A 23536-nucleotide genomic window follows, 5' to 3' on the forward strand; every position below is an offset into this window, starting at 1 on the left:
TCGGATAGAGCGCTAAAGCGCAACTACATACCTAAGATAAAGCGCTAAAGCGCAACTACATACCTATTAGAGATTTATTCTCGCCAAGGACGTGTCATTAGTTCTAGTTGGTTGACTTCATCTTGGCTTAAAGTCCAGCCTAGGGCGCCTGCGTTTTCTTCGGCTTGTTTTGCGGTTTTGGCGCCGGGAATTGGGATAACTCCGTTTTGGGCTATTAGCCAGTTTAGGGCAACTTGCGCGGGCGTTCGATCGCGCTTTCTCCCCATTTTCCGCAAGGTAGACATGACTAATTCGATTTTTTCAAGGCCCACTTTGCTGAATCGGGAGTCCATTTTGCGGGCTCCTGTAGGTGGTTCTTGGGCTGTGTATTTGTCGGTGAGCAATCCTTGGGCTAGGGGACTGTAAGCTAAAATTGTGACTCCCAATTCCCGGGCTGCACGCACAATTCCTTGTTTTTCTACTTGCCGCGATAGCAATGAGTAACGGACTTGATTTGTTGCTAGGGGAACGCCTCTGGCTGCTAGTATTTTGTGAGCTTCGCGCATCTGTTCTTCGGAATAGTTGCTGACTCCTACTGCTTGAATTCTGCCTTGTTTTACTTCGTCTGCTAAGGCATTCATCAAGGTTTCTTGACTCAGTAAAAAACTAAAGGGCCAGTGTACTTGGTAAAGGGTTATTTGTTCTACTTGCAACCGTTTTAAGCTGGCACTCAAGGCTTCGGAAACAGATTTTCCGGTAATCCGCCAGGGTACGGGGCCGAATTTGGTGGCTATTTGCACGGGTTGGCTAGTTTTTTTGATAAACTGTCCCAGCAATTCTTCTGACAAGCCGTTGCCGTAGACTTCGGCTGTGTCGAAAAAGTTGACTCCGGCATCTAGGGATGTGTTGAATGCTGCTTCTACTTCGGCGGCGCCGTAGTTGCTGCCGTAGTTCCAAAATAGTTTGTCGCCCCAAGCCCAAGTTCCGACGCACAGGGGAATGACGGCTGGGCCGTTTTGTCCTAGGGTGATAGTTGTCACGGTTGGTAAATCCACAATTATAGCAGTTGACAGTTGACAGTTGACAGTTGACAGTTACATAGTACGGGAATCAAACCGTTTATTAAGCGCGGACTAGGGAATTTATTCATGAGGTTATTTATGTCCGCGCTTTCAGGTGGTGGTTGGTATATTGATTCTCTTTAGTTTTATATGAATAATCGCATTTGAGCTTCTAGCTGTGGGTATAATGGCTGCCGGTTGCAATATCTCAGTTACTATAAATTCAAATGTTGTGTTTATTTGAATAGTTATGCCGATCGACGATTTGCCAGATTCTACATTAACAGATTCTACGACTGCTGCTATTAAAAGAGTTAACCTGCTGACTATGTTCCGCCTGGGCTTGTTTCAGATGGGGCTGGGCATGATGTCGATTTTAACGCTGGGGGTACTCAATCGCGTGATGATTAAGGAGTTGGCGATTCCGGCTACTGTGGTGGCTGGTACTCTGGCGATGCACCAGTTTGTCGCCCCGGCTAGGGTATGGTTCGGGCAAATGTCGGATGCTAAGCCTTTGTTTGGCCATCACCGCACGGGTTACGTGTGGATGGGAAGCGTTTTGTTTGTAATTTCGGCTTTTTTGGCGGTGCAGGTGATGTGGCGCTTGGGCGCTAGTTTGGACGCTGTGGGGTGGACGACTCCGACTTACGGCTGGGTGGGTTTGCTGGGTTTGATTTTTGCACTTTACGGTATCGCGATTTGTTCGAGCTCGACTCCTTTTGCTGCTTTGTTAGTGGATGTTTCGGATGAGGAGGATCGATCGAAGTTGATCGGTGTGGTGTGGTCGATGCTGATGGTTGGTATTATTATCGGGGCGATTGTCAGCAGCGGTTTGTTGAAGCAGATTGATGGGGATGTGCCGCGGGAAGTGTTGCAGGCTTCGATTAACGGTTTGTTTGTGAAAGTGCCGGCGGTGGTTTTGCTGTTGGTGGGGATTGCGACTTTTGGGGTTGAGAAGAAGTATTCTCGTTACGGGGCGCGATCGATCGCAGTTAATCGCGAAGATAAGATTACTCTGGGAAGTGCCCTGCGGATTTTGACTGCTAGCCGCCAAACCGGTTTGTTTTTTACTTTCCTGCTGGTGATGACGATTTGTTTGTTTATGCAGGATGCGGTTTTGGAACCCTACGGCGGGGAAATTTTTAAGATGCCGATTTCTGAAAGTACGCAGTTGAATGCTATCTACGGTACTGGTGTTCTCATCGGTTTGAGCGCAACTGGTTTTTTAATTGTGCCGCGGATTGGCAAGCAAAATACGATTAGATTGGGTTGTTTGTCAGTGGCGGCTTGTTTTGGCTTGATTATTTTATCGGGATTTACTGGTAATCCCATTGTGTTTAAGTCGGCTTTGATGTGTTTCGGGTTAGCTTCGGGAATTACCACGACGGGGGCGCTGAGTTTGATGTTGGATCTGACGGCTGCGGAAACTGCGGGGACTTTTATTGGCGCTTGGGGTTTGTCGCAGGCGATGGCGCGGGGTTTTGCTACGGTTAGCGGCGGTGCTATTTTGGATTTTGGCAGGACTTTGTTTGGAGTGCCGATGTTGGCTTACGGGTTAGTTTTTACTGTGCCCGCGGTGGGTATGATTTTCGCTGTGTATCTGTTGAGTCGGGTGGATGTTGCGGAATTTCAGGATAATGCTAAAAGTGCGATCGCAACTATCCTCGAAAATGAACTAGACTAAGGTTCGTAGTGAGGACTTCAGTCCGCATTATCTACGACAAAAACAAAGGTTTGTAGTGAGGACTTCAGTCCGCATGATATCGTGAAGAAAAAAACAAAGGTTCGTAGTGAAGACTTCAGTCCGCATTATCTACGACAAAAACAAAGGTTCGTAGTGAGGACTTCAGTCCGCATTATCTAGAACAAAAAACAAAGGTTCGTAGTGAAGACTTCAGTCCGCATGATATCGTGGAGAAAGGACTAAAGTCCTTACTACGAACAAAATACAAATGCAAGATTTTTGGCAGTCTATTTTAAATTTTTCTCAAACTACTGTCAAGACAATCGGACAGCAGTTTTTGAAAGATTTTGGTTATGCACAAGCGGATGAGAAATCTGATGGCAGTTTAGTAACGAAGTCTGACAATTGGGCGGATGCAGAGATTAGAAATGCGATCGCACTTGCGTTTCCCAGTCACGGGATTTTGAGCGAGGAAGGAGAACACGTTTTACCCGATACTGAATGGTGTTGGGTTGTCGATCCTCTCGATGCTACCACTAATTTTGCTCGGGGCATTCCGATTTGGGGAATTTCTTTGGGTTTATTGTATCGCGGAACTCCCGTTTTTGGCTGCGTGTATTTGCCACCTCTGAATCAAACTTTCCACGGTTTTTATGCAGAGAATTTGGCCGACGATCCTGTATTGACAAATATGCCTCAAGGTGCGTTTTTAAACGATCGCCCGATTCGCCCGAGTGATGATAAACTGAGTGGAAATCATATTTTTAATTTGTGTTCGCGGAGTGTGGGAATTGGGCCTCATCTTCCGAGTAAAATTCGGATGTTGGGGATGGCTAGTTACAATTTTGTGATGGTGGCTTCCGGTGTGGCGATGGGAGGAGTAGAAGCGACTCCCAAAATTTGGGATATTGCTGGGAGTTGGGTAATTGTCAAGGCTGCGGGTGCGGTTTGGCTACCGCTGGAATCCCAAGCGATTTTTCCGCTGGAAGTGGGTAAGAATTATGCGAGGGTTTCTTTTCCAACTTTGGTGATGAGTCGCCAGGAATTGGTGTCGGTGTTTTTGCCGTTTGTTGAAGCTTGGAAGAAGAAAAAAATGGGCTAATCTTAAAGTCGCCTCGAACCCAATAGGTTCGTAGTGAGGACTTCAGTCCTTCTTTCTTGCGGACTAAAGTCCTCACTACGAACCTGTTTTATTTTAATGGAGCGATCGCACAAATCCCACAAATCGTACAATAGACCTCTTGCAAAAGAGTTTTATGATATAATGAAAGATTTTTCTGAGAGTTGATTGAATCCATACTCTTAACTTATTTTCACTTTGGTCTTGTTATAAATAGGATAAAATGCTATAAAGTTCTGTTGTCGTTACAAAACGAGTAAATCATGAAAAATCAATCTTATCTAAATTTAAAACCTTCTCAATTTCAACGTAGATTTGGTATCAAAATTCAAACTCTCAAAGCAATGGTTAATGCCCTCGAAAACTTCCGGCTAGAAAATCATAAATACAGGACGCCGCACCATCTTAACTCTCGAAGAACAGGTCTTAGTCGCCTTGGAATATTGGAGAGAATATCGAACATATTTTCATATTGGGACAAATTGGGGAGTATCTGAATCAACAATTTGCCGAATTGTAACTGATATTGAATCAACTTTAATGAAAACAGGAAAGTTCCGTATTCCGGGGGAAAAAGCATTACTCAAAGACTCTGATTATCCAGAATTCGTGGTGATGGATGTCACAGAAACAACAATTGAACGACCCCCAAAAAAACAGAAAAGATATTACTCAGGTAAGAAAAGTGTCATACTCTAAAAACTCAATTGGTAATCAATCAAGAGACAAAAGAAATTATTTGCACTGCTTTTGAACCAGGGCATTGCCACGACTTTAACTTGTTTAAAAAAGTGAAATTTATTTTTATCCGGAAACAAATAGCTTACAAGATAGTGGCTATCAAGGGATAAAAGACTATCACACTAATAGTTATATCCAGAAGTGTTGAATGATAGGAAAAGATTGCTAAAATTGACAGACAAATGTATAATAGGAGAGTTATAAATTATCAATAATCAACTAAAATGTTATTTTCTAACTTCCCCAAAATTGTCAAACGGTATCTCGCCCATTTACCCAAAGATGATTATCCTGTTTTAGATAGCTTCACATTTGTTTCCTGCTGGCTAGGGTTTAGTTTTGACCAAAGTCTCGATACTATGCGTTCCCTATTTTCCCGTTTAAACAGTCGAGATATTTCCCTAGATATATCAACTTTTTTTCAAAGCTAGTAAGCATAGAAATATTGATGTTTTTGTAAAAATTTTTGAAAGATTCCAAGCCGATATAAAACGTCAATCAATCAACAAAGATTGTCTCAGCTTATTCCCTTTAGATTCAACGATAGTTACCTTGACAAGTAAATTACTATGGCAACAGGAATACCATCAAGTAAAGTTATTTGCTGGAACAGACAATGAACGGGGAATAATTGATGGAGTACACATTCATTTTGGTCAAGGTCATGACAGTGAGCATGGAGATGAAACCATATCAGCGACACCTCAAAATGGAGTCGCTGTAATGGATAGAGGTTTTTCTAGTTCTGAACGTGTTCAAGCATTGCTAAAAAGAGAAAATCAATATTTTGTACTACGAATTAAGAATAATTCTACTATCAACATGAAGGAAGATGGAACTTATGAAGTGTGGAGTGACAAACGAAAAGTTCAAGTAAGATTAGTGACTTTTTCAGATTTAGAAACACGGACTGAATTTAGGTTTGTTACTAATTTACCTGAATCAGGAAAATTAGCATACACTAAGGTCGAAATTGGAGAAATTTATCGAAGACGATGGCAGATTGAATTGCTGTGGAAATTCTTAAAAATGTATTTAAAATTAGCTCGTCTAATCACTAAAAATACTAATGGAATTAAGATACAAATCTATGCTTGTTTGATTTGTTATTTGTTGCTTCAGTTAGTTGAAGTTCCTAATGAAATTGGAAATAAATTATTAGACAAGTTGCGATATTTACAGGCTTTTATGTGTGTGAAAATCAGCTATATTCACTGGTTTAAGGAACTTGTTTTCAATTGCTGAAATCAGCAGTTGATAGGATTCGTATGTCTATTTTCAGAATCCTATTAATAAGCATTCAACACTTCTGGGGATTGGGTGGAGTTCACCTGTGGAGAAAGTCGAGAAAAGGAAACAATTAATCATCTTTAGCAACCTAACTCGAAGCTGGATCTAGAGAAAATAACCTACATTTAAAAAATATTTCATGATTTTAGCAAAAAACTCTAGTAAATTTACGGATTTACAATACCGATAAGAAGCTTTAATTTGTATCTCAAGATGTTGTTTTCGTTAATTGCTGCTACAGACGAAAACAAACTCACGGTTGTGGGTGAAGCCTTTCAAATCAGGAATATCCAATGAACATAAAATATGGACTGACCGCTATCCTTGGGACATATTTAATATCCACATTTGGAGGAGCGACCGCTATGGCAGCCACAATAGGAGGCACAATCAGGGTTGATATAACTAGGGGCGACTTTGCAGGTATCTATACAGGTGACTTTGCCTACGACGATACCCATCTGACCAAAGTCGGCGAGGAGTTCCTGGTCATGAATGATGGTGACTATCAAGCTCGACCAGGACTGCTATCTCTGAACTTTAGATTTCTGGACTTTGCTACAGGTTTAACTCCTGTTACCTATACGGCTAGTGATGTGGACGGATTTCCAGACGCTCCTGTTTTGGCTTTCTTGAACGGAATTCCAATTCAATTTGGCTTACAAATTTTTTCTGCATCTGGAAAAGACGGACTTATGTTCGGAGATCCCAGGTCATTTAATTTCGCCTTGCGAAATGGAACTATTGGAGGTGATGGGAGTGTGAGCTTAGAAATTACTGAACCTACTACTGAATCTACTCCTGTACCGGAGAACTCCTCCCCCGTCGCCTCATTGTTGGCCTTTTTGGGCTTGGGTGGAGTTCACCTGTGGAGAAAGTCGAGAAAGGGTTAGTCAACAGAAACAAATAATCTTTAACAACCTAACTTGAGAGGAATTTCCCATGACAGTAATCGATACTCCGTTTTTGGTGACAGGTGGCGAAACTAAGAACCCACCTAGCAATGCTTTTAGTCCAAGTCAGCGCCAAATAAATATTCGCGCGCCCTTCGGCACTCCCTCTGCCGATCGATGGAGCGGTCAAAAAGTATGGCTGCTGCTTCCGGGTTTCACAAATCCCGCCGATTATTACGATTAGCCACAAATATTCTGGGTCTGAGTGACACGCGGGCCGATCATCAATTTCGACCAAACTTTTATAAAGGGGATTTTAATGTCTCTGCTCAAGTGCATGAAGGAGTGATTCCCGTTGATGCTCAATATAATCCTTTGTTTCTGGTTGCTGCTAAGCTTGATGGCGAGATAAATGACCGAATTATCTATGGGACTAACAGAAACGACGTATTAACAGGGACTGGGATTTTTGGGAAATATTACAACAACAACGGCAACCATACTTATTATTTTGGGGATGGGGACGATATTGTCTCTGCTGGCACTGGCAATGATATCATCTTCGGCGGGAATGGAGTTGACGCCCTTGGTGGCGGAGATGGAAATAATCTGATCTTTGGTGAGGCGGGTGGTGATTTTATCACTGCTGGCACTGGGAATGACACCATCTCTGGCGGGGCTGGAAATGACAACATCAATGGCGGAAATGGCAGGAATACCATTCGCGGTGATGAGGGTAATGATTATCTCACTGGTGGAAACGGCATCAATATCTTGTTTGGTGGTTTGGGGAACGACACTCTCGCAGGTGGTACCGGTCAGAACATATTAAGAGGTTCAGAAAACAACAGTTTGTCTAGTGCTGAGGTAGATACTTTAATTGGCAACAGCGGTCAATCTCTTAACACATTTTATATTGGTGATGGTACAAGAAATTGGTACTCAGTCGCTGGTGGAAATGATTACGCCTATATTCAGAGGTTTAATCCAGACAGTGACATAATTTTAGGTGGCGTGAATATTGAGGCGCAAAACCTCATCACTCAAACCTTTCTCTGGTCTGGAAGTGAATTGATTGCAAAAATTGACGGTCTCTGGGCTTCGCAAATGCAGTTCCCTGTAAGGATATTTTAGGCTTGACTTCTCCGGGTTTTGCAGAGGCGGCTGTGATTCGTTATACTTTGCAGGGTCATAGACCGTGCTTTTTCACCAGCCCCAAGAATGGTAAAATTGTCACAACCCGAACAGAAAATTAGTCCCGAGCCCTTAATTGGTTACTCGATATCAATTTACTTCAAAATCCTCATAGGGAATCAACCTTAGCTCTTGACGAAACGTCTGCCTTTTGAGCCATACTTACGGCTTTGCTTCGCGATTCTATAATTTGACCTATCTCGCGCCCCAAGCTTGGTTGGCGTTCAATCATCGTATTTACAGCATCTGAGTAGATGACAAGAACTTGCAAATCGTCAACGGCGGCGATTGATACCGGACTCGGTTCCCCACTAAATAGTGCCATTTCCCCAAAAAACTCACCACGCAAGATAGTCATTACCTCCAACTCCATGCCAAACTGGTTCCTGACTGTGACCTTAGCCTGACCCGCAATGATAATGTACAAAGCATTACCAGGCTCGCCTTGCCGGATGACCTTCTCTCCCGCACCAAACTTCTGTAAAATAGTTCCCTTAGCTAAGTCATCCAAATTTTTGGGTTCTCTAGCTAAAGGCATAAATCCAGGAATTGAGTGCAGGCTTTGGGCTAACTTAGTTGAAGCGCTATCTGCCTTATCAGCAGCTTCCACAGGATATGAGTATCGGTAACGATATAACGTTAAGTTGTTTCGCTGTGCTGCGTACCAAATTCGTGTCATAAATCGATCGACTATCTGGTCTACATCCTCAAAGTTTTTGATAAAGAACTCCACCTCATACATAATTGCAGTCTCATCATAGGATTTGGTTTTGATATTTGGTTGGGGTTCGGCTAATACTCCTTGGGTAGCCAAGGCTGTACTTGTTAGTACCTGCTTCACGAGGTTAGGCGGGCTATCGTAGGAAAAACCAATATTGAAGCGTTGGTTATAAATGCGTTCTGGTTGGCTGTAATTATGGATGATTCCTTTTCCAATGAACTGATGAGGAACGATTATCATCTGGCGCTGGAGAGTGAGCAGGCGAACCGATCGCCAATTGATATCAACTACCTCACCTTCGATATCTCCAATCCGCAACCAATCACCAACACTAAAGGGACGTTCTAGAAGCAGCGCCATGCCAGACATGACGCTACCTAGTGTATCCTGAAGCGCCAAACCGATCACAATTGAGCTAACGCCCAATCCAGTAGCAAGACCGGCCAAATCAGCACCCCACACTGCCGCTAGCACGATCGCACTTCCTACAAGCACCAAAAAAAACTTAGAAAGATCGATCAGCAATTTGGGCATCCGTGCCCGCCATGTATTAGCCTCAGCTTCTTCAAACAAAATCACATTAAGCAGCGAGAGAGATGCGTAGATGGCAGATATCCAGAACAGTGTTGCTACGAGCTTGGGAAAATTCCCATTAACGTCAAGCTTCAGGACATTCCTGATTAAAATCATCACCATTAAGACCGGCAGGACAAGGTTTTTTATAACCAGCAGGGTAGTCGCCAGCGGTCTAGCGTGCCTTTGTAGGTGATAAATAACCTCTCCTAATAAAACGACGAGGAGTGGGAACCCTAATCCGACAATTACTGCCCACATCTCCCAGTCGTTTGAAGAGCTTAAATTATTCATGGACTTCCTCCGATCCAACATTTACTGGAAGCTTATAACTTGTGATTTGCCAAGCTATTAACTTTTCTTTTCCAGATTCTTGAATTTCACCAACCAACTCAAAATCGTAGAGATCGTGCAGGCGATCGTAGATATCTTGAGACACAAAGATTGCACCGGGGGGACAAGCCGACTTCAATCTATTGGCAATATTTACGGTCTCACCCCAAACGTCATAGAGCAATTTATTTTTACCAATGACACCTGCAACTACATCTCCTGAATTGATACCGATTTCTACGTCTAGATCCAAGCCTTTTTCATAATTAAATCGGTGGACAAATGCCAGCATTTCCAAGGCAAAATCTACCGTGCGTTTGTCATGATCCAAACGTGGCACACTCAGCCCGCATACAGCCATATAACCATCACCAATAGTTTTAATCTTCTCCAAACCGTATTTTTCGGTCATTTCATCGAAGGCTGTTACCAGTTCATCAAGCAGATCGATAACTTCGGGAGCTGACATGGTTTGAGAGAGCTTAGTAAATCGATGGAGGTCGGAAAACAAAACCGAGACATGAGAAATCTGATCGGCAATTGCTCGATCGCCCTGTTTGAGGCGTTTGGCTATTGCGGGACTAAATATATTTAAGACTAATGCTTCATTTTCGCGATTTTTCTGTTGAATTAGTTGAGTTTCGGCACGAAGGCGGCCTATCGTTTGGTTAAATGATTTAGCTAAGTCTCCAAATTCATCTTCTGAACCCGATTTCACTACCGCGTCAAATTCCCCAGCCCCCACCAGGCGGGTGCTAGCGATTAACTTCTTGATGGGTCTGACAAAGATTGCGGTCAGCCACATGGCAACAACCGTGATTAGCGCGATGATTGCAGTAGCTGCGATCGCAATTGTTTTTTCAAAGGAGTGAATTGACGCATAGGCTTCCGAAACATCCATCTCCGCCAATATCACCCACCTCAATCCATCAATATCTAGTGGAGAATAAGAACTCAAAACAGGAATACGACGATAATCCTCGATCACCTGCGTGCCCTGTTTCCCAAACAACGCTTCCTTCACTGCTGTTGTTTGCGCTGGCTGTAGGAGGATTGTAGTATTGAACTCTTTGATTTTCTTGATGGTCTTTTCATCAGTACCGATAGAGGCTAAAATTTTTGCATGACCTTCTGGGTCTTCAATCTGGAAACGAGATGCAGAGCGCATTAGATAATCCGACCCAACCAGATAAGTTTCTCCTGAATCGCCCAGACCGCTTTGTTTCCAATTTTTGTTACCAGTCATCACATTGTTAATTTTGTCAACGGGAAACTGGAACGCCAAAATACCAATAAATTCCGAGCCGTTAAAGATTGGGGCAGCGATAAAAGCCGCAGGCGCACCGTAGGAAGGGCTGTAGGGCTTAAAATCTACTATTTTCACATACCCCTTTCCCTTTGCCTGTCGTGCCGCGGCGATCGCGTTCGCTAGGTTACTCTCTTTGTAGGGGCCGTCGATCAAGCTTGTGGTAAAGTCGGCTTCTTTAAAAACCGTGTAGACAACAGTTCCTTCGCGATCGATCAAAAACATATCGTAGTAACCATATTTTTCAACTATATTGCGAAAAAGAGGGTGGTAGCGGGCGTGAACGCGGCTGTAAGCGCTGGCGTCGCCTGGAGTATCAAGGAGAAGTTTCTTGCCAGCGGGGTTGGGATTAGCAGCGATGTAGTGGTACTGTAGGTAACGAGCAGCGGGTGTTTTTGGCCTGTATGCTGCCAGAACAGGCGAACCCTCGTTAGTTCGCGTTAGTTTGGTTAAAAATTCTTTCTGGTAGTAGGTATCAATTTTTGCGTCAAAATTCGCTGGAATTTTAGATTTTTCAAGTTCGCTGTAAGCTGTCTTAAATTCCTGTAGGGCGGCGACTACTGTCAAGTCTTCGCTGAGGGTTTGGGTGTGGTTTTTAAGGGTTTCAAAATAATCTTGGATTTGATAAGCTTTCACAGCCCTAAGGCTGGTTAATTGATTGAAGACTTTTTCGGTCAGAATAGCTTTCCCACTGCTAGAGCATATAAACGTGCTCGCGAGCATAGCGCAAAGGCTGACTACCAGCAACATGACTATGAGTTTTGTTTTTATACTTAAATGATTCACTAATTGCATAGGATTTTTCCTGAGAGTCTGGGTATTATTTCTTTCATCTCTAAGAAGTTAAAGAGTAATCTTTCACCATTGGTAGCGATCGCTTTTGATTTATAGAACCCATTTGACATTTTTTAGCGATCGCCTCACAACAGTCGCTCTACTGCCCAACAGGACAAAAAGAGAAATCCTGGATAGCAGATTCTAAGCTGCTGTGCATCTATATTGTAGAATATCAACATATCATAGGCCAATACGGATTACTTAAGGCTTGGGAGGCTTTCAGATATTAAAGATTCTTTGTTATTCCAGTACCTCTGTGTTTAACTTTTTTGGATTTAAATCTTGAAACATTTTTTTTAACAACTCTTGGTTTTTTTCTCTTGACTCTTGGCGGTAAACTTGCATCAAGTATCTCCAAATTTAACCAAGTTTTAAAAAGCAAATTTCTTGTGGTTATAACCGCTAAATTTTTGGAACAGCACGACGAATAACTCGTAATGTAACCGTGAAAGAAAGACTTAATTGGGAAATTTATGCACTATGCGCTGTTGACGAATTAATGACCGCACAGGTGTGTCATAATAATAGACCATAAATTTATTGCACTACTTTTCTTTGTCTTTGATAACGAACATGAGTTTTTCGTTATAACAGATGTACTTTGAATTCATGAATTGTATTTTCAACTTCCCAGCTTTGATGATATAGCCTTTCTCAAAAAGGTGAGGTATAATTGACAGCTTACATAACCTCCCAGACAAAGAGGGCTGAAGCCCAACAACGTCCGCGAATCTTTCTGAGAACCGCTATATTCGGCAGCCAATAATTTAGTACGAAATTTTTGAGTATCCCATAAACTTGTAATTAAACGATATCTAATTTCTGCTGTTGGGTCGTTTAAATTTTAAATTGTGTACTCGATTACTCTGATTTGTATGGGTTCAAATCGCATAACTTTGCAACAAAAACTAACAGGAATTACGAAGGCACGCTATATGTAGCGTGTCTGTGTTTCGACAATAGCGATCGATCGCGCAGCGCTCTAAAAGTTGTTCGGGAGAAAATGAGAATAGAGTTTAAAGCAAGCTCAAGTTAACAAAAAATAGCGCATCCGAGCGGATTCATAGACTTCACATGATAAACATTGTGCTAGAATCCATCAATACGTAGTCGTAGGTTGGGCACAGGCCGAGAAGAGCAATCTTCTTGCAGTCTAGGGGAGGTTGTAGGTCAGCCACCATTTGGGTCTTCCCAGTTGAAAGCCACCCTGCAACATGAGCCTGGAATCTGCAACCGCAGCCGAGTGCGGCTTTTGCGGTGGGAGTGTCGCGCTAGAATTGGCATTACGAGTTAACACTCGAACAAAAGCGCTCGTTGTGCGAGCGTGACCTCAAAACGGGCACATAGCAGGTGGGAATAAACCATGTTTGAACGCTTCACAGAAAAAGCAATAAAAGTAATCATGTTGGCCCAGGAAGAAGCTCGCCGCCTGGGTCACAACTTCGTAGGGACAGAACAGATCCTCCTGGGTCTGATCGGGGAAGGAACCGGAGTTGCGGCTAAAGTCCTCAAATCTATGGGGGTTAACCTCAAAGATGCTCGGATTGAGGTCGAAAAAATCATCGGGCGCGGTTCGGGCTTCGTAGCAGTCGAAATTCCGTTCACCCCGCGCGCTAAGCGGGTTCTAGAACTGTCCCTCGAAGAAGCTCGCCAACTCGGACACAATTATATCGGCACTGAGCACCTGCTGCTGGGCCTGATTCGCGAAGGTGAGGGAGTCGCGGCCAGAGTTCTGGAAAATCTGGGAGTAGATTTGTCGAAAGTCCGCACCCAAGTGATTCGGATGCTGGGAGAAACGGCAGAAGTCGCAGCCACCGGCGGCGGAGCTCGCACTAAAACCCCAACCCTGGACGAATTTGGTGCCAACCTGACTCAAATGGCGGTCGATGGTAAGCTTGACCCCGTAGTCGGACGGCAAAAAGAAATCGAACGGGTAATTCAAATCCTCGGTCGCCGTACTAAAAATAACCCGGTACTCATTGGCGAACCCGGAGTCGGCAAAACTGCGATCGCCGAAGGTCTGGCCCAACGCATCGCTAACAACGATATCCCAGATATCCTCGAAGACAAGCGCGTCGTCACCCTCGACATCGGCCTCCTGGTCGCCGGTACGAAATACCGGGGGGAATTTGAAGAACGCCTCAAAAAAATCATGGACGAAATCCGCACGGCGGGTAACGTGATTTTGGTGATTGACGAAGTGCACACTTTGATCGGTGCTGGTGCGGCTGAAGGCGCGATCGACGCAGCCAACATCCTCAAGCCGGCTTTGGCGAGGGGCGAACTCCAGTGTATCGGCGCTACAACCCTCGACGAGTACCGCAAGCACATCGAACGCGATGCCGCCCTAGAACGGCGCTTCCAGCCCGTGATGGTCGGCGAACCGACAGTAGACGAGACGATCGAGATTCTGTTCGGCCTGCGGGAACGCTACGAACAGCACCACAAGCTGAAAATCTTGGATACAGCCCTGGAAGCCGCAGCCAAACTGTCTCACCGCTATATTTCTGACCGCTTCCTCCCAGACAAAGCAATTGACTTGGTAGACGAAGCAGGTTCGAGAGTCCGCCTGATCAACTCCCAACTGCCGCCCGCAGCTAAGGAACTTGATAAAGAACTCCGCCAAGTCCTGAAGGATAAAGACGAAGCGGTGCGTTCTCAAGACTTTGACAAAGCAGGTGAATTGCGCGATCGTGAAATGACGATCAAAGCCGAAATCCGCGCTATTTCCCAAGCCAAAAAAACCGACTCGGCGGCCCGCGGCGAAACAGATCCATCGCCAGTAGTTACCGAAGAAGATATCGCTCAAATTGTGGCAAGTTGGACGGGCGTACCGGTCAACAAACTGACTGAATCGGAATCCGAAAAACTGCTGCACATGGAAGATACCTTGCACCAGCGCTTGATCGGCCAAGAAGAAGCAGTGAAAGCCGTTTCCCGCGCCATCCGCCGCGCTCGCGTGGGCTTGAAAAATCCCAATCGCCCGATCGCCAGTTTCATCTTCTCCGGGCCCACAGGCGTCGGCAAAACCGAATTGACGAAAGCTTTAGCCGGCTACTTCTTCGGTTCCGAAGACGCCATGATTCGGTTGGATATGTCCGAATACATGGAACGTCACACCGTCTCCAAACTTATCGGTTCTCCACCAGGGTACGTCGGTTACAACGAAGGCGGCCAACTCACAGAAGCAGTCCGCCGCCGTCCTTATACCGTCGTACTGTTCGACGAAATCGAAAAAGCCCACCCCGATGTCTTCAATATGCTCTTGCAAATATTGGAAGACGGCCGCTTAACAGATGCCAAAGGTCGCACCGTGGACTTCAAAAACACGCTGCTGATTATGACCTCCAACATCGGTTCTAAGGTCATTGAAAAAGGTGGCGGCGGCCTCGGTTTCGAGTTCGGCGACAACCAAGCTGATGCTAATTACAACCGCATTCGCTCCTTGGTTAACGAAGAACTGAAGAACTACTTCCGTCCAGAATTCCTCAACCGACTTGACGAAATTATCGTCTTCCGTCAGTTGAACAGGGAAGAAGTCAAGGAAATTGCCGTTATCATGCTCAAAGAAGTGTTCGGCCGCTTGACAGAACAGGGAATCACTCTGGAAGTAACCGAAAAATTCAAGGAACGGCTAGTAGAAGAAGGCTATAACCCCAGCTACGGAGCCAGGCCCCTGCGCCGCGCGATCATGCGGTTGTTGGAAGACAGCTTGGCTGAGGAAATCCTTTCTGGCCGCATCAAAGATGGCGATATCGCTGTTGTAGATGTGGGCGACGACGGAGTTGTCAAGGTGCTGCAAGGTCAAAAACGGGAATTGCTGCCCCAAGGCGCTGAGTAAGTGCGTTGAGTAAAGTTGCGAAATAACCCATCTGGCGATCGCAAATAACTCGAAAGCCTTACATAAAAAAGGTAGAGAATATTAATTCTCTGCCTTTTTCATGAGTTAATATCAAGAGTAGACTTATTAAACAATACGGTTTACTTAAAATGGTCATTGCGAGGAACGTTAGCGAAGCGATCCGCAGGAAAGCAATCTCCGTATCTATTTCTCATAGGGTTTTACCCTCAGGGTGATCTTAAGTAAACCGTATTGACTTATTAAATCTATTTTTGATTAATAGGGAAACCGCAGATAATTGTAAGATAGTTTGCAATTTGTGCAGTTCAAATCTAATAATCAACAGCGATATATTTCAAAGGTAAGCTGTAGAGAATTTAAATTGAATCTGCGGAGGGCTGCTCAAAATCTAACAACTTATGGTTTGATTGTTGCTGGACAGACAATTTGAAAGTCGCAACAGCTTATTAGATAATTTGTGGCAATTATTATAGAGAGGACTCAATGACATCTGAAGAAAAGAATTTAGGTACAGAAGTAGCAGAAATGCAGCCTGAAACATGGTGGCAAAAAGCCTGGAAGTCGCAGCGAGAAAATCTTCAGATCATAATTATTGCTTTGGGTTTAGCAATAGCGATTCGAGCGTTGGTGGCGGAACCGCGCTTCATACCCTCAGATTCTATGGTACCAACTCTGCGCGTGGGCGATCGCGTCGTAGTCGAAAAAATATCCTACTACCTGGAACCTCCAAAAACTGGTGACATCGTAGTATTTGTGCCGCCGGAACAGTTGCAAGAACAAGGCTTTACCCAAGATCAAGCATTTATCAAGCGGGTAATTGGCTTACCCGGGCAAAAAGTAGCTGTGAAAAAAGGTCTAGTTTACCTCAACGACAAACCCCTCGTCGAAAAATATATTGCCGAACCTCCTAAATACCAGTGGGGGCCTTATGTCGTCCCGGAAAATCAATACTTCGTGATGGGAGACAACCGCAACAACAGTAACGACTCTAGCAGGTGGGGATTTTTACCTAAAAAGAATATCATCGGCCGGGCCGTATTGAGGTTTTGGCCGCTTGAACGCATCGGGCAAGTTTGAAGAAGTCAGTTGACAGTTGACAGTTGACAGTTGTCAGTTGTCAGTTGTCAGTTGTCAGTTGTCAGTTGTTATCGCCAGCCCAATGCTTTTCGGCCCCATGCCCCATGCCCATGCCCATGCCTTATGCTGTACGGACATTGCTACTAATTGTTACGCCTTGAAGGGTAGGGACTTCCTCCACCAACTGATAAAATAGTGTAATAAGCAGCGGGAGTTCCCGCTTACATGAAAATTAGTTCAAAATTAAAAAATTAGGAAAGCTATGGGATTTTTTGACTCAGAAATTGTTCAGCAAGAAGCTAAGCTGTTGTTTGAAGATTATCAATCTCTCGTCGCACTAGGCGGGAATTACGGCAAATTCGATCGCGAAGGCAAGAAAATGTTCATCGCTCAGATGGAATCAATGATGGAGCGCTACCGTATTTTTATGAAGCGCTTCGAGCTGTCTGAAGACTTCATGGCTCAGATGACTGTAGAGCAGTTAAAAACACAGCTCAATCAATTTGGGATTACGCCCCAGCAGATGTTTGAGCAAATGAACTCAACGCTGGAGAGGATGAAATCTGAACTGGAAAAACAATCATAAGTTGACAGTTGACAACTATCAACTGTCAACTGTCAACTGATAATTAACTAGCAGCCGGGAAGTCCCTCGGTGTATTTAGAGGGGATGAATCTCAATTGCTACGCTCCGTACCCCGACTAAATTACCGTAGGGATGAAAGGCTCGTCGGTCGGAGGAACACCAGCCCGACAATTAGACTCAGTTACCGCAAATCAATCTTTGGGAGAGTCTTGATTCTCAATATACTTCCTAAGTATGGAGACGGTAACACCTCGGCAAGAAGCAATAAAATACGAACTGCTCCACAAAACATCTTTACGATAAAACTCATTCACTCTATACTGTGGGAAGGTCGAAAAAAAGGAAGTTTTCATGCAACTGACGTACAAATACCGCCTCAAATCTACGAAAGCCCAACTAGCAACAATTTCGACTCATCTAGAGCTTTGTCGCCGGCAGTACAACTACCGATTGAGTGAAAGATTCAGATGGTGGGAGTCCACAAGAACGCCTGTCAATGCCTGCCCTTTAATTGCTTCCATAGTGCCTGTTGAGGAAATTTACCAAAATATTCCTCTGACTAGAGTGCAAACTAGAGATGGCAGAAAGAAAGATGAATCAGGCAATCCTTTGACCAGGAAAGGTGATGTTTTCTCGAATATTGAAGGCGGATACGTGCAGTGGCAAACCATCCAGTTAGCCGATCTAAAAAATACTAAAAAGCTATTTCCTGATTACAAAACTTTGAATTCTCAAGTTTTGCAGGATGTGATTAACCGAGTGGAAACTTCCTTTTCAAATTTCACCACACCCGACAAAAATGGCAATCGTAGAGGCAAGCCCCGATTTAAAGGATTTCACTACTACAAATCTTTTACTTATCCTCAATTAGATAATTTAGATATCGCCAAGGATGAGCAAAATAGGATTTGCATTAACCTTGCCAAAATAGGTCAAATACCGATGGCATTCCATCATCCGATACCAACAGGATTAAAGGTTAAGACGGGGACAGTTATTAGAGAAGCGGACGGGTGGTATATTTCCCTGACGCTAGAAGATAAGACGGTTCCCGTGCCGGTTGCAGAAATTCAACCGACTGATGAAAACACTCTTGGTATTGACTTGGGAATTACTAATTACGCTTACCTTTATAATGGCGAAAGAATTGAAAATCCTAGATTCTTGAGGAAATCTGCCGAGAAATTAGCAAAACTTCAGGCGAAGCTAGCTAGTAGAGTCAAGGGTTCTAAACCTTGGCAAGTTATAAAAAGCAAGATTTCTAGACTGCATCAATTTGTAGCTAGAGCGAGACTTGATTTTCAATTCAAGACGGCACATGAATTGTTTCGTAAATGCGATGTTTTGGTGGCTGAAGATTTGAGTATCAAGAATTTGACAAGACGCGCTAAAACTAAAACCGAGATCGACAATGGTAATTTAGTTTATTTGCCAAACGGTCAATCTGCCAAAAGCGGCTTGAATAAATCAATGCTTGATGCTGCTCACGGTCAGTTTGCTAATGTTCTCAAGTATGTTGCCTGGAAATTGGGTAAAAATCTTTTGTTTGTCGAGCCGAAGGGAACTTCTCAGTATTGTTGGAATTGCCTCAATAAAGTACCAAAAGAGTTATCGAAAAGATGGCATTCTTGTCAGTGCGGTGAGTCTTTGGATCGAGATGAAAATTCAGCCAAACTTATCAAGAAAATTGGTCTGAGCTATCAAAGTGGCGGGGGAACTCCGTCACTCAAAAAAGCCTTTGCAAAAAAGGAAAAAGAAGCCTGCGGTCTAACTGTACTCAGTTGACCGTCAGGTTCGTTCACGGTCGTTCAAAAGATGAAGCAGGTTTGAAATCTTCTTCAGGAACGCCCTGCAAAGCTTGGCTCATAAAATCGCGCCAAACAGGGGCAACGATAGTACCGCCAGTAGCACCGTAGCTCATCGGTGTGTAATCGTCATTGCCTATCCAAACAGCCACCGACAACTGCGGCACGTAACCCACAAACCAGATATCCCTTTCTGAGGAGGTTGTGCCAGTTTTCCCAGCAGCGGGCCTCCCAATTTGGGCAGCTTTGGCAGTACCGTTGTAAATTACTCCTTCTAGGGCGCTGTTGACAGATGCCGCAGCCCAGGGGTTGAGAACTAATTTGGGTTTGGGCGTGTTGTCAAGCAAGACGTTGCCGCTGCTGTCGGTGACTTGCACAATAAATGTGGTATCAGAATGCCAGCCGTTGTTGGCGAAGGTAGCAAAAGCTCCGGCCATTTCTAAAGGAGTGAGGTCAACTGCACCCAATGGTAAAGAAATTACGGGTTCCATGGGACTTCTGATGCCGAGGACGCGACAAATCTCGATTACTTTATTTAATCCGATTTCTTGGCCGAGCTTGACGACGGGAATGTTTAGCGATACTTCTAATGCTCTGCGGATGCTGACGGCACCGGAGAAGCCGCCGCCGTAGTTTTGAGGGTAGTAGTAGCCGTCGCCGTCTCGATAGCCAACGGGGGAGTCGTAGACAACCGAATCGGCGCCGTATTTGCCTGTAGCAAAAGCAGCGTAGTAGACGAAAGGCTTAAAGGCAGATCCGGGCTGGCGGCGTGCTTGAATGGCGCGGTTGAACTCGCTCTTTTGGTAATCGACGCCACCAACCATGGCTTTGACGAAGTGGGTGCGGGGATCGACGGCTGCTAGGGCAATTTGACCTTGGTCGCGATCGTAAAAAAGTCCTTGATAGTAAAGTCGATCGTGCCATCCTTTGACGGTTTCTTCGGCGATGCGCTGTAGTTTGAGGTCGATCGTAGTTTGAACGCGCATTCCACCCTTAACCACGGCATCTCGCCCAAAACGCCGTGTCAACTCCTGGACTACGGCTTGTGTGACGTAAGGAACTTGAGATCCGCCAAAAGAAGTGATTTTGCCTAGCTTAATTTTTTGCGCTCGGGCGCTTGCTTCTTCTGCTATGGTAATCCATTTGAGTTCCCTCATCCGGGTTAAAACGATTTCCTGCCGTTCTTTTGCCAACTTGTAGTTGACGAAAGGACTGTATTCTTCGGGGGCGGAAATTAAGCCGGCCAGCATCGCTGATTCTGCAAGGCTCAAATTCTCGGCTGACTTGTTGAAATAGCTTCGAGAAGCTGTCTCTACGCCGTACAAGTTGTGACCTAAATAGATTTGATTTAGGTACAGTTGCATAATCTGGTCTTTGTTGAGAATTTGCTCCAAGCGGATAGACATTACCGCTTCAGCTACTTTGCGACTGAGTTTAGATTGGGGAGATAGAAACAGGTTTTTGACTAATTGCATAGTCATAGTCGAACCTCCTTCAACGGTTCTACCTTTTTCTAGGTTTGCCATGAAGGCTCTTGCTATCCCGCCGGGGTTGATGCCTTTGTGGGTGAAAAAGCTACTATCTTCGATCGCCAGAACAGCCCGTTTCAGGTTCGGGGAGATTTTGTCAAGGGGTACGACATCCCGGTTAGCTTCGTCGTGGATGCTGGCTAGGGGCCGGCCGTTGATGTCGTAAATGTGGGTGGTTTCTGTAGGAGAGTAGGTTTGCAAGATGCGAACATCTGGCAAATTGCGGAAGCTGATTGCTAAGCCAACCAGTCCGCCGGCGACTACGGAACTGGCAAGCATGGTCATGCTGAGTATGGTTCCGGCGGTCACTTTGCTGACTGACTGAACAAACTCGAATACAGGGGCTGGGTTTTCCGTATTTTTGCGGACTGCGTTGGTTGACACGTGGATTTCACTTCCTCACTCGATTTGGGGTTGAAGACTTTTAATTTTAGATGGCAAGGCTGGAGGCTGTCAGTAGATCGATATTTAGATTTTAGATTTTAGATTTTAGATTTTAGATCTACTCCAAAGATAAATTTAGGAGTTTGAACCTTAGTCTAAAATTGTGGGATGTCCGCGACTCTTGTCGGGGCTGGTATCCGTTTCTGGATGGGTTTGCTAATAAAAGCTGGTCAGCTTTGGGATTATAGTAGCTTGATAGTTGTGTGTTTATGTGTCAATCAGTGAGTGTAACTAATTCTGCTGCACTTTTGCAAAATATAATGATGGACGATCGCTCTTTTATGATTTCTCCTAACTTTTCTGGAATTTACCGCGGCATCAGCGAGATTTTTCCCGATCGACCTGATTCTAGCAACCCTGACGAAAATCTGGCCCAACTGCTGGCAAAAGTCGATCGACCTTTGCGAGTCAAACTGGGAATCGACGCCACGGGGGCGGACATTCACTTGGGACACAGCATTTGCTTCCGCAAGCTGCGAGCTTTTCAGGATGCAGGCCACACGGCGGTACTGGTCATCGGAGATTTTACCGCAAGAATTGGCGATCCGACAGGGAAATCGGAGACGCGCGCTCAGTTGACTCCCGAACAAGTGGCGGAAAATGCTAAGACTTATTTAGACCAAGTGCGTCCGATTCTAGATTTTGACACGCCCGGACGTTTGGAAATTCGCTATAACTCCGAGTGGTTGTCAAAATTGGACATGGCGAAGATTTTGGAATTGCTAGGCACGATGACGGTGCAGCAGATGCTCGCTAAAGAGGGATTTGATAACAGGATGCAGCAGGAAAATGCGATTTTTCTGCACGAGTTTCTGTATCCAGTAATGCAGGGTTACGATTCAGTAGTCTTGGAAGCCGATGTGGAGTTGGGCGGAACCGACCAAAAGTTTAATATTGCGGTGGGAAGAGATTTGCAGCGGCATTTTGGGATGAAACCGCAGTTTGGTTTGCTGATGCCGATTTTGATCGGGACTGACGGCGTGCAGAAGATGTCGAAGTCTTTGAACAATTATGTCGGTTTGTCGGAAGATCCGCTGACGATGTATTCTAAGTTGGAGAAAATTGCCGATCGCTCGATCGCCCAGTATTTCGAGCTATTGACAGATTTGCCGCTGGATGCACTGCCAGAAAATCCGCGCGAAAAACAGAAACTTTTGGCTGTGGATGTGGTAAGTCAATATTATGGTTCGGAAGCAGGCGATCGGGCACAACAAGATGCAATGGCATTGGTGAAAGGTGCAGCGGGACAAGCTGATGCTGTAGCGGAGTTTTCTTTGGCAAGCGTGCAGTTTCCGGCCAAGTTGTTTTATATTCTGAGTGCTAGCGGGCTTTGTAAAAGCAGCGGCGACGCGCGGAAGTTGATGCAGGGCGGCGGAGTGAAGTTGGAGGGCGACAAAGTTTCTGATGTTAATCTAACTTTTGAATCTTCTGCTGAATTGGCCGGTAAGGTTTTGCAGGTTGGGAAAAATAAGTTTGTGCGTTTAGTGGATTGAGTTGGGATTTGTTAACCGCCATTGATGTCAACTTAAGTGTAGAACCCTTGATAAATCTCGCTTTTCTCCGAGGCCAGATCCCCCTAAATCCCCCTTAAAAAGGGGGACTTTGAGAATACTCTTGTCCCCCCCTTCTTAAGGGGGGTTAGGGGGGATCTAGACCCGAAAACCAAACAGCAGTCTGTGACTACATCTGACGTTTTGAAACCAATCTATATAAAGTTCTTACTATGAACAAGACTACGATCGCAGATAAAATTATTGTTGCTTTGGATGTTTCGAGTCAGGAAAGTGCGATCGCCCTGATCGACCAACTCCCCAATGTATCATTTTGGAAAGTCGGTTTAGAGCTATTCGTTAGCTGCGGGCCGGCAATTATCGAGATTCTCAAAGAGAGGGAAAAACGGATTTTTCTAGATTTGAAATTTCACGATATCCCGAATACTGTGGCGGGTGCTTGTCGGGCTGCTGCTAAGTATAATGTCGATTTATTGACCATCCATTCTACTTGTGGTAAAGATGCTTTGAAAGCGGCACAGTCAGCTTTAGTAGAAGGGGCGGCGACGGATAAACCAACTACTAAATTGATTGCAATTACTCTGTTAACGAGTTTGAATTCCAGACAGTTAGCTTTTGAGTTGAAAATACCTTTAGAGTTGCCGGAATATGCTTTGCACATGGCTCTTTTAGCGAAGGAAACAGGTTTAGCTGGTGCTGTTTGTTCTCCGCAAGAAGTCGAACAGTTGCGGATGAGTTGCGGCGATGATTTTTTATTAGTTTGTCCGGGGGTACGTCCAAAATGGGCCGAGGGGGGCGATCAAAAACGCTCGATGACTCCGAAGGCTGCTTTCAAAGCTGGTGCTGATTATTTGGTGATTGGGCGGCCGATTACGGCTTCCGACGATCCGGTGGCGGCTTTTGCGCGCATTTGTGAAGAGATTTGATAAGTTACACCTTGATAATTCGGCGGTTGAAACCGCTTCTAAACAAACGAAGTCGGCCTGCGCG

15 protein-coding genes and 4 pseudogenes are annotated in these 23536 nt (G+C 44.8%); 13 read left to right on the forward strand and 6 right to left on the reverse strand.

Going from position 1 to position 23536, the window contains the following annotated elements; genetic code table 11:
• Positions 1-74: 74 nt before the first annotated feature.
• Positions 75-1019 (reverse strand): aldo/keto reductase, encoded by a 945-nt coding sequence (locus tag QZ918_RS06255; protein ID WP_293332677.1) that lies wholly within the window; start codon positions 1017-1019, stop codon positions 75-77.
• Positions 1020-1290: 271 nt separating this feature from the next.
• On the opposite strand from QZ918_RS06255, the gene QZ918_RS06260 reads away from it, so the two are divergent.
• From QZ918_RS06260 to QZ918_RS06290, 7 genes and pseudogenes are all read left to right on the forward strand, one after another.
• Positions 1291-2724, forward strand: a complete 1434-nt coding sequence (locus tag QZ918_RS06260; RefSeq protein WP_293332470.1) for a BCD family MFS transporter — start codon at positions 1291-1293, stop codon at positions 2722-2724.
• A gap of 268 nt (positions 2725-2992) precedes the next feature.
• Entirely contained in the window at positions 2993-3826 is an 834-nt protein-coding gene (locus tag QZ918_RS06265) for an inositol monophosphatase family protein (RefSeq protein ID WP_293332473.1), read from the forward strand.
• A gap of 281 nt (positions 3827-4107) precedes the next feature.
• A pseudogene (locus tag QZ918_RS06270) lies at positions 4108-4727 on the forward strand (transposase family protein); the annotation flags it as partial.
• Positions 4728-4809: 82 nt separating this feature from the next.
• Positions 4810-5830 (forward strand): annotated as a pseudogene (locus tag QZ918_RS06275) (IS4 family transposase).
• Positions 5831-6240: 410 nt separating this feature from the next.
• Complete coding sequence (locus tag QZ918_RS06280) at positions 6241-6768, forward strand: hypothetical protein (RefSeq protein WP_293332476.1); 528 nt, start codon at positions 6241-6243, stop codon at positions 6766-6768.
• Positions 6769-6817: 49 nt separating this feature from the next.
• Positions 6818-7012: a hypothetical protein gene (locus QZ918_RS06285; protein ID WP_293332479.1), complete on the forward strand. Its 195-nt coding sequence runs from the start codon at positions 6818-6820 to the stop codon at positions 7010-7012.
• A complete protein-coding gene (locus tag QZ918_RS06290) occupies positions 6964-7902 on the forward strand; it encodes a calcium-binding protein (RefSeq protein ID WP_293332482.1) in 939 nt (312 codons plus the stop codon). The genes QZ918_RS06285 and QZ918_RS06290 overlap by 49 nt, the downstream gene beginning before the upstream one ends.
• Positions 7903-8071: 169 nt before the next feature.
• Here the strand turns inward: QZ918_RS06290 and QZ918_RS06295 are convergent, their stop codons facing one another.
• The 3 genes and pseudogenes from QZ918_RS06295 to QZ918_RS33235 form a co-directional block, all read right to left on the reverse strand.
• Complete coding sequence (locus QZ918_RS06295) at positions 8072-9550, reverse strand: mechanosensitive ion channel family protein (protein ID WP_293332485.1); 1479 nt, start codon at positions 9548-9550, stop codon at positions 8072-8074.
• Positions 9543-11690, reverse strand: a complete 2148-nt coding sequence (locus QZ918_RS06300) for an adenylate/guanylate cyclase domain-containing protein (RefSeq protein WP_293152915.1) — start codon at positions 11688-11690, stop codon at positions 9543-9545. The genes QZ918_RS06295 and QZ918_RS06300 overlap by 8 nt, the downstream gene beginning before the upstream one ends.
• 444 nt (positions 11691-12134) lie before the next feature.
• A pseudogene (locus tag QZ918_RS33235) lies at positions 12135-12377 on the reverse strand (IS4 family transposase); the annotation flags it as partial.
• 718 nt (positions 12378-13095) lie between these two features.
• Between QZ918_RS33235 and QZ918_RS06305 the strand changes: the two are divergent.
• From QZ918_RS06305 to QZ918_RS06315, 3 genes are all read left to right on the forward strand, one after another.
• Positions 13096-15573 (forward strand): ATP-dependent Clp protease ATP-binding subunit, encoded by a 2478-nt coding sequence (locus tag QZ918_RS06305; RefSeq protein WP_293332489.1) that lies wholly within the window; start codon positions 13096-13098, stop codon positions 15571-15573.
• 504 nt (positions 15574-16077) lie between these two features.
• Positions 16078-16671: a signal peptidase I gene (gene lepB, locus QZ918_RS06310; RefSeq protein ID WP_293332492.1), complete on the forward strand. Its 594-nt coding sequence runs from the start codon at positions 16078-16080 to the stop codon at positions 16669-16671.
• 262 nt (positions 16672-16933) lie between these two features.
• Positions 16934-17257: a DUF1825 family protein gene (locus tag QZ918_RS06315; RefSeq protein WP_293152924.1), complete on the forward strand. Its 324-nt coding sequence runs from the start codon at positions 16934-16936 to the stop codon at positions 17255-17257.
• Between the two features lie 191 nt (positions 17258-17448).
• Here the strand turns inward: QZ918_RS06315 and QZ918_RS06320 are convergent.
• Positions 17449-17592, reverse strand: a pseudogene (locus tag QZ918_RS06320) (transposase); the annotation flags it as partial.
• A gap of 16 nt (positions 17593-17608) precedes the next feature.
• Between QZ918_RS06320 and QZ918_RS06325 the strand changes: the two are divergent.
• Positions 17609-19042 (forward strand): RNA-guided endonuclease InsQ/TnpB family protein, encoded by a 1434-nt coding sequence (locus tag QZ918_RS06325; RefSeq protein ID WP_293332495.1) that lies wholly within the window; start codon positions 17609-17611, stop codon positions 19040-19042.
• A 13-nt stretch (positions 19043-19055) separates the two neighbouring features.
• Here QZ918_RS06325 and QZ918_RS06330 read toward each other — a convergent pair whose 3' ends face one another.
• Positions 19056-20975 (reverse strand): transglycosylase domain-containing protein, encoded by a 1920-nt coding sequence (locus QZ918_RS06330; protein ID WP_293332498.1) that lies wholly within the window; start codon positions 20973-20975, stop codon positions 19056-19058.
• Positions 20976-21295: 320 nt separating this feature from the next.
• Here QZ918_RS06330 and tyrS point away from each other — a divergent pair, with 320 nt between their 5' ends.
• Both tyrS and pyrF read left to right on the forward strand, forming a co-directional pair.
• Positions 21296-22528: a tyrosine--tRNA ligase gene (gene tyrS / locus QZ918_RS06335; RefSeq protein ID WP_293332680.1), complete on the forward strand. Its 1233-nt coding sequence runs from the start codon at positions 21296-21298 to the stop codon at positions 22526-22528.
• Positions 22529-22758: 230 nt separating this feature from the next.
• The gene (gene pyrF / locus QZ918_RS06340; protein WP_293332500.1) at positions 22759-23472 is read left to right on the forward strand and encodes an orotidine-5'-phosphate decarboxylase; all 714 of its coding nucleotides are present in this window, start codon (positions 22759-22761) and stop codon (positions 23470-23472) included.
• The last annotated feature ends 64 nt before the right edge of the window (positions 23473-23536 follow it).

The organism is Microcoleus sp. CAWBG58, from assembly GCF_020883045.1.
In the GTDB taxonomy this organism is placed as follows: domain Bacteria; phylum Cyanobacteriota; class Cyanobacteriia; order Cyanobacteriales; family Microcoleaceae; genus Microcoleus.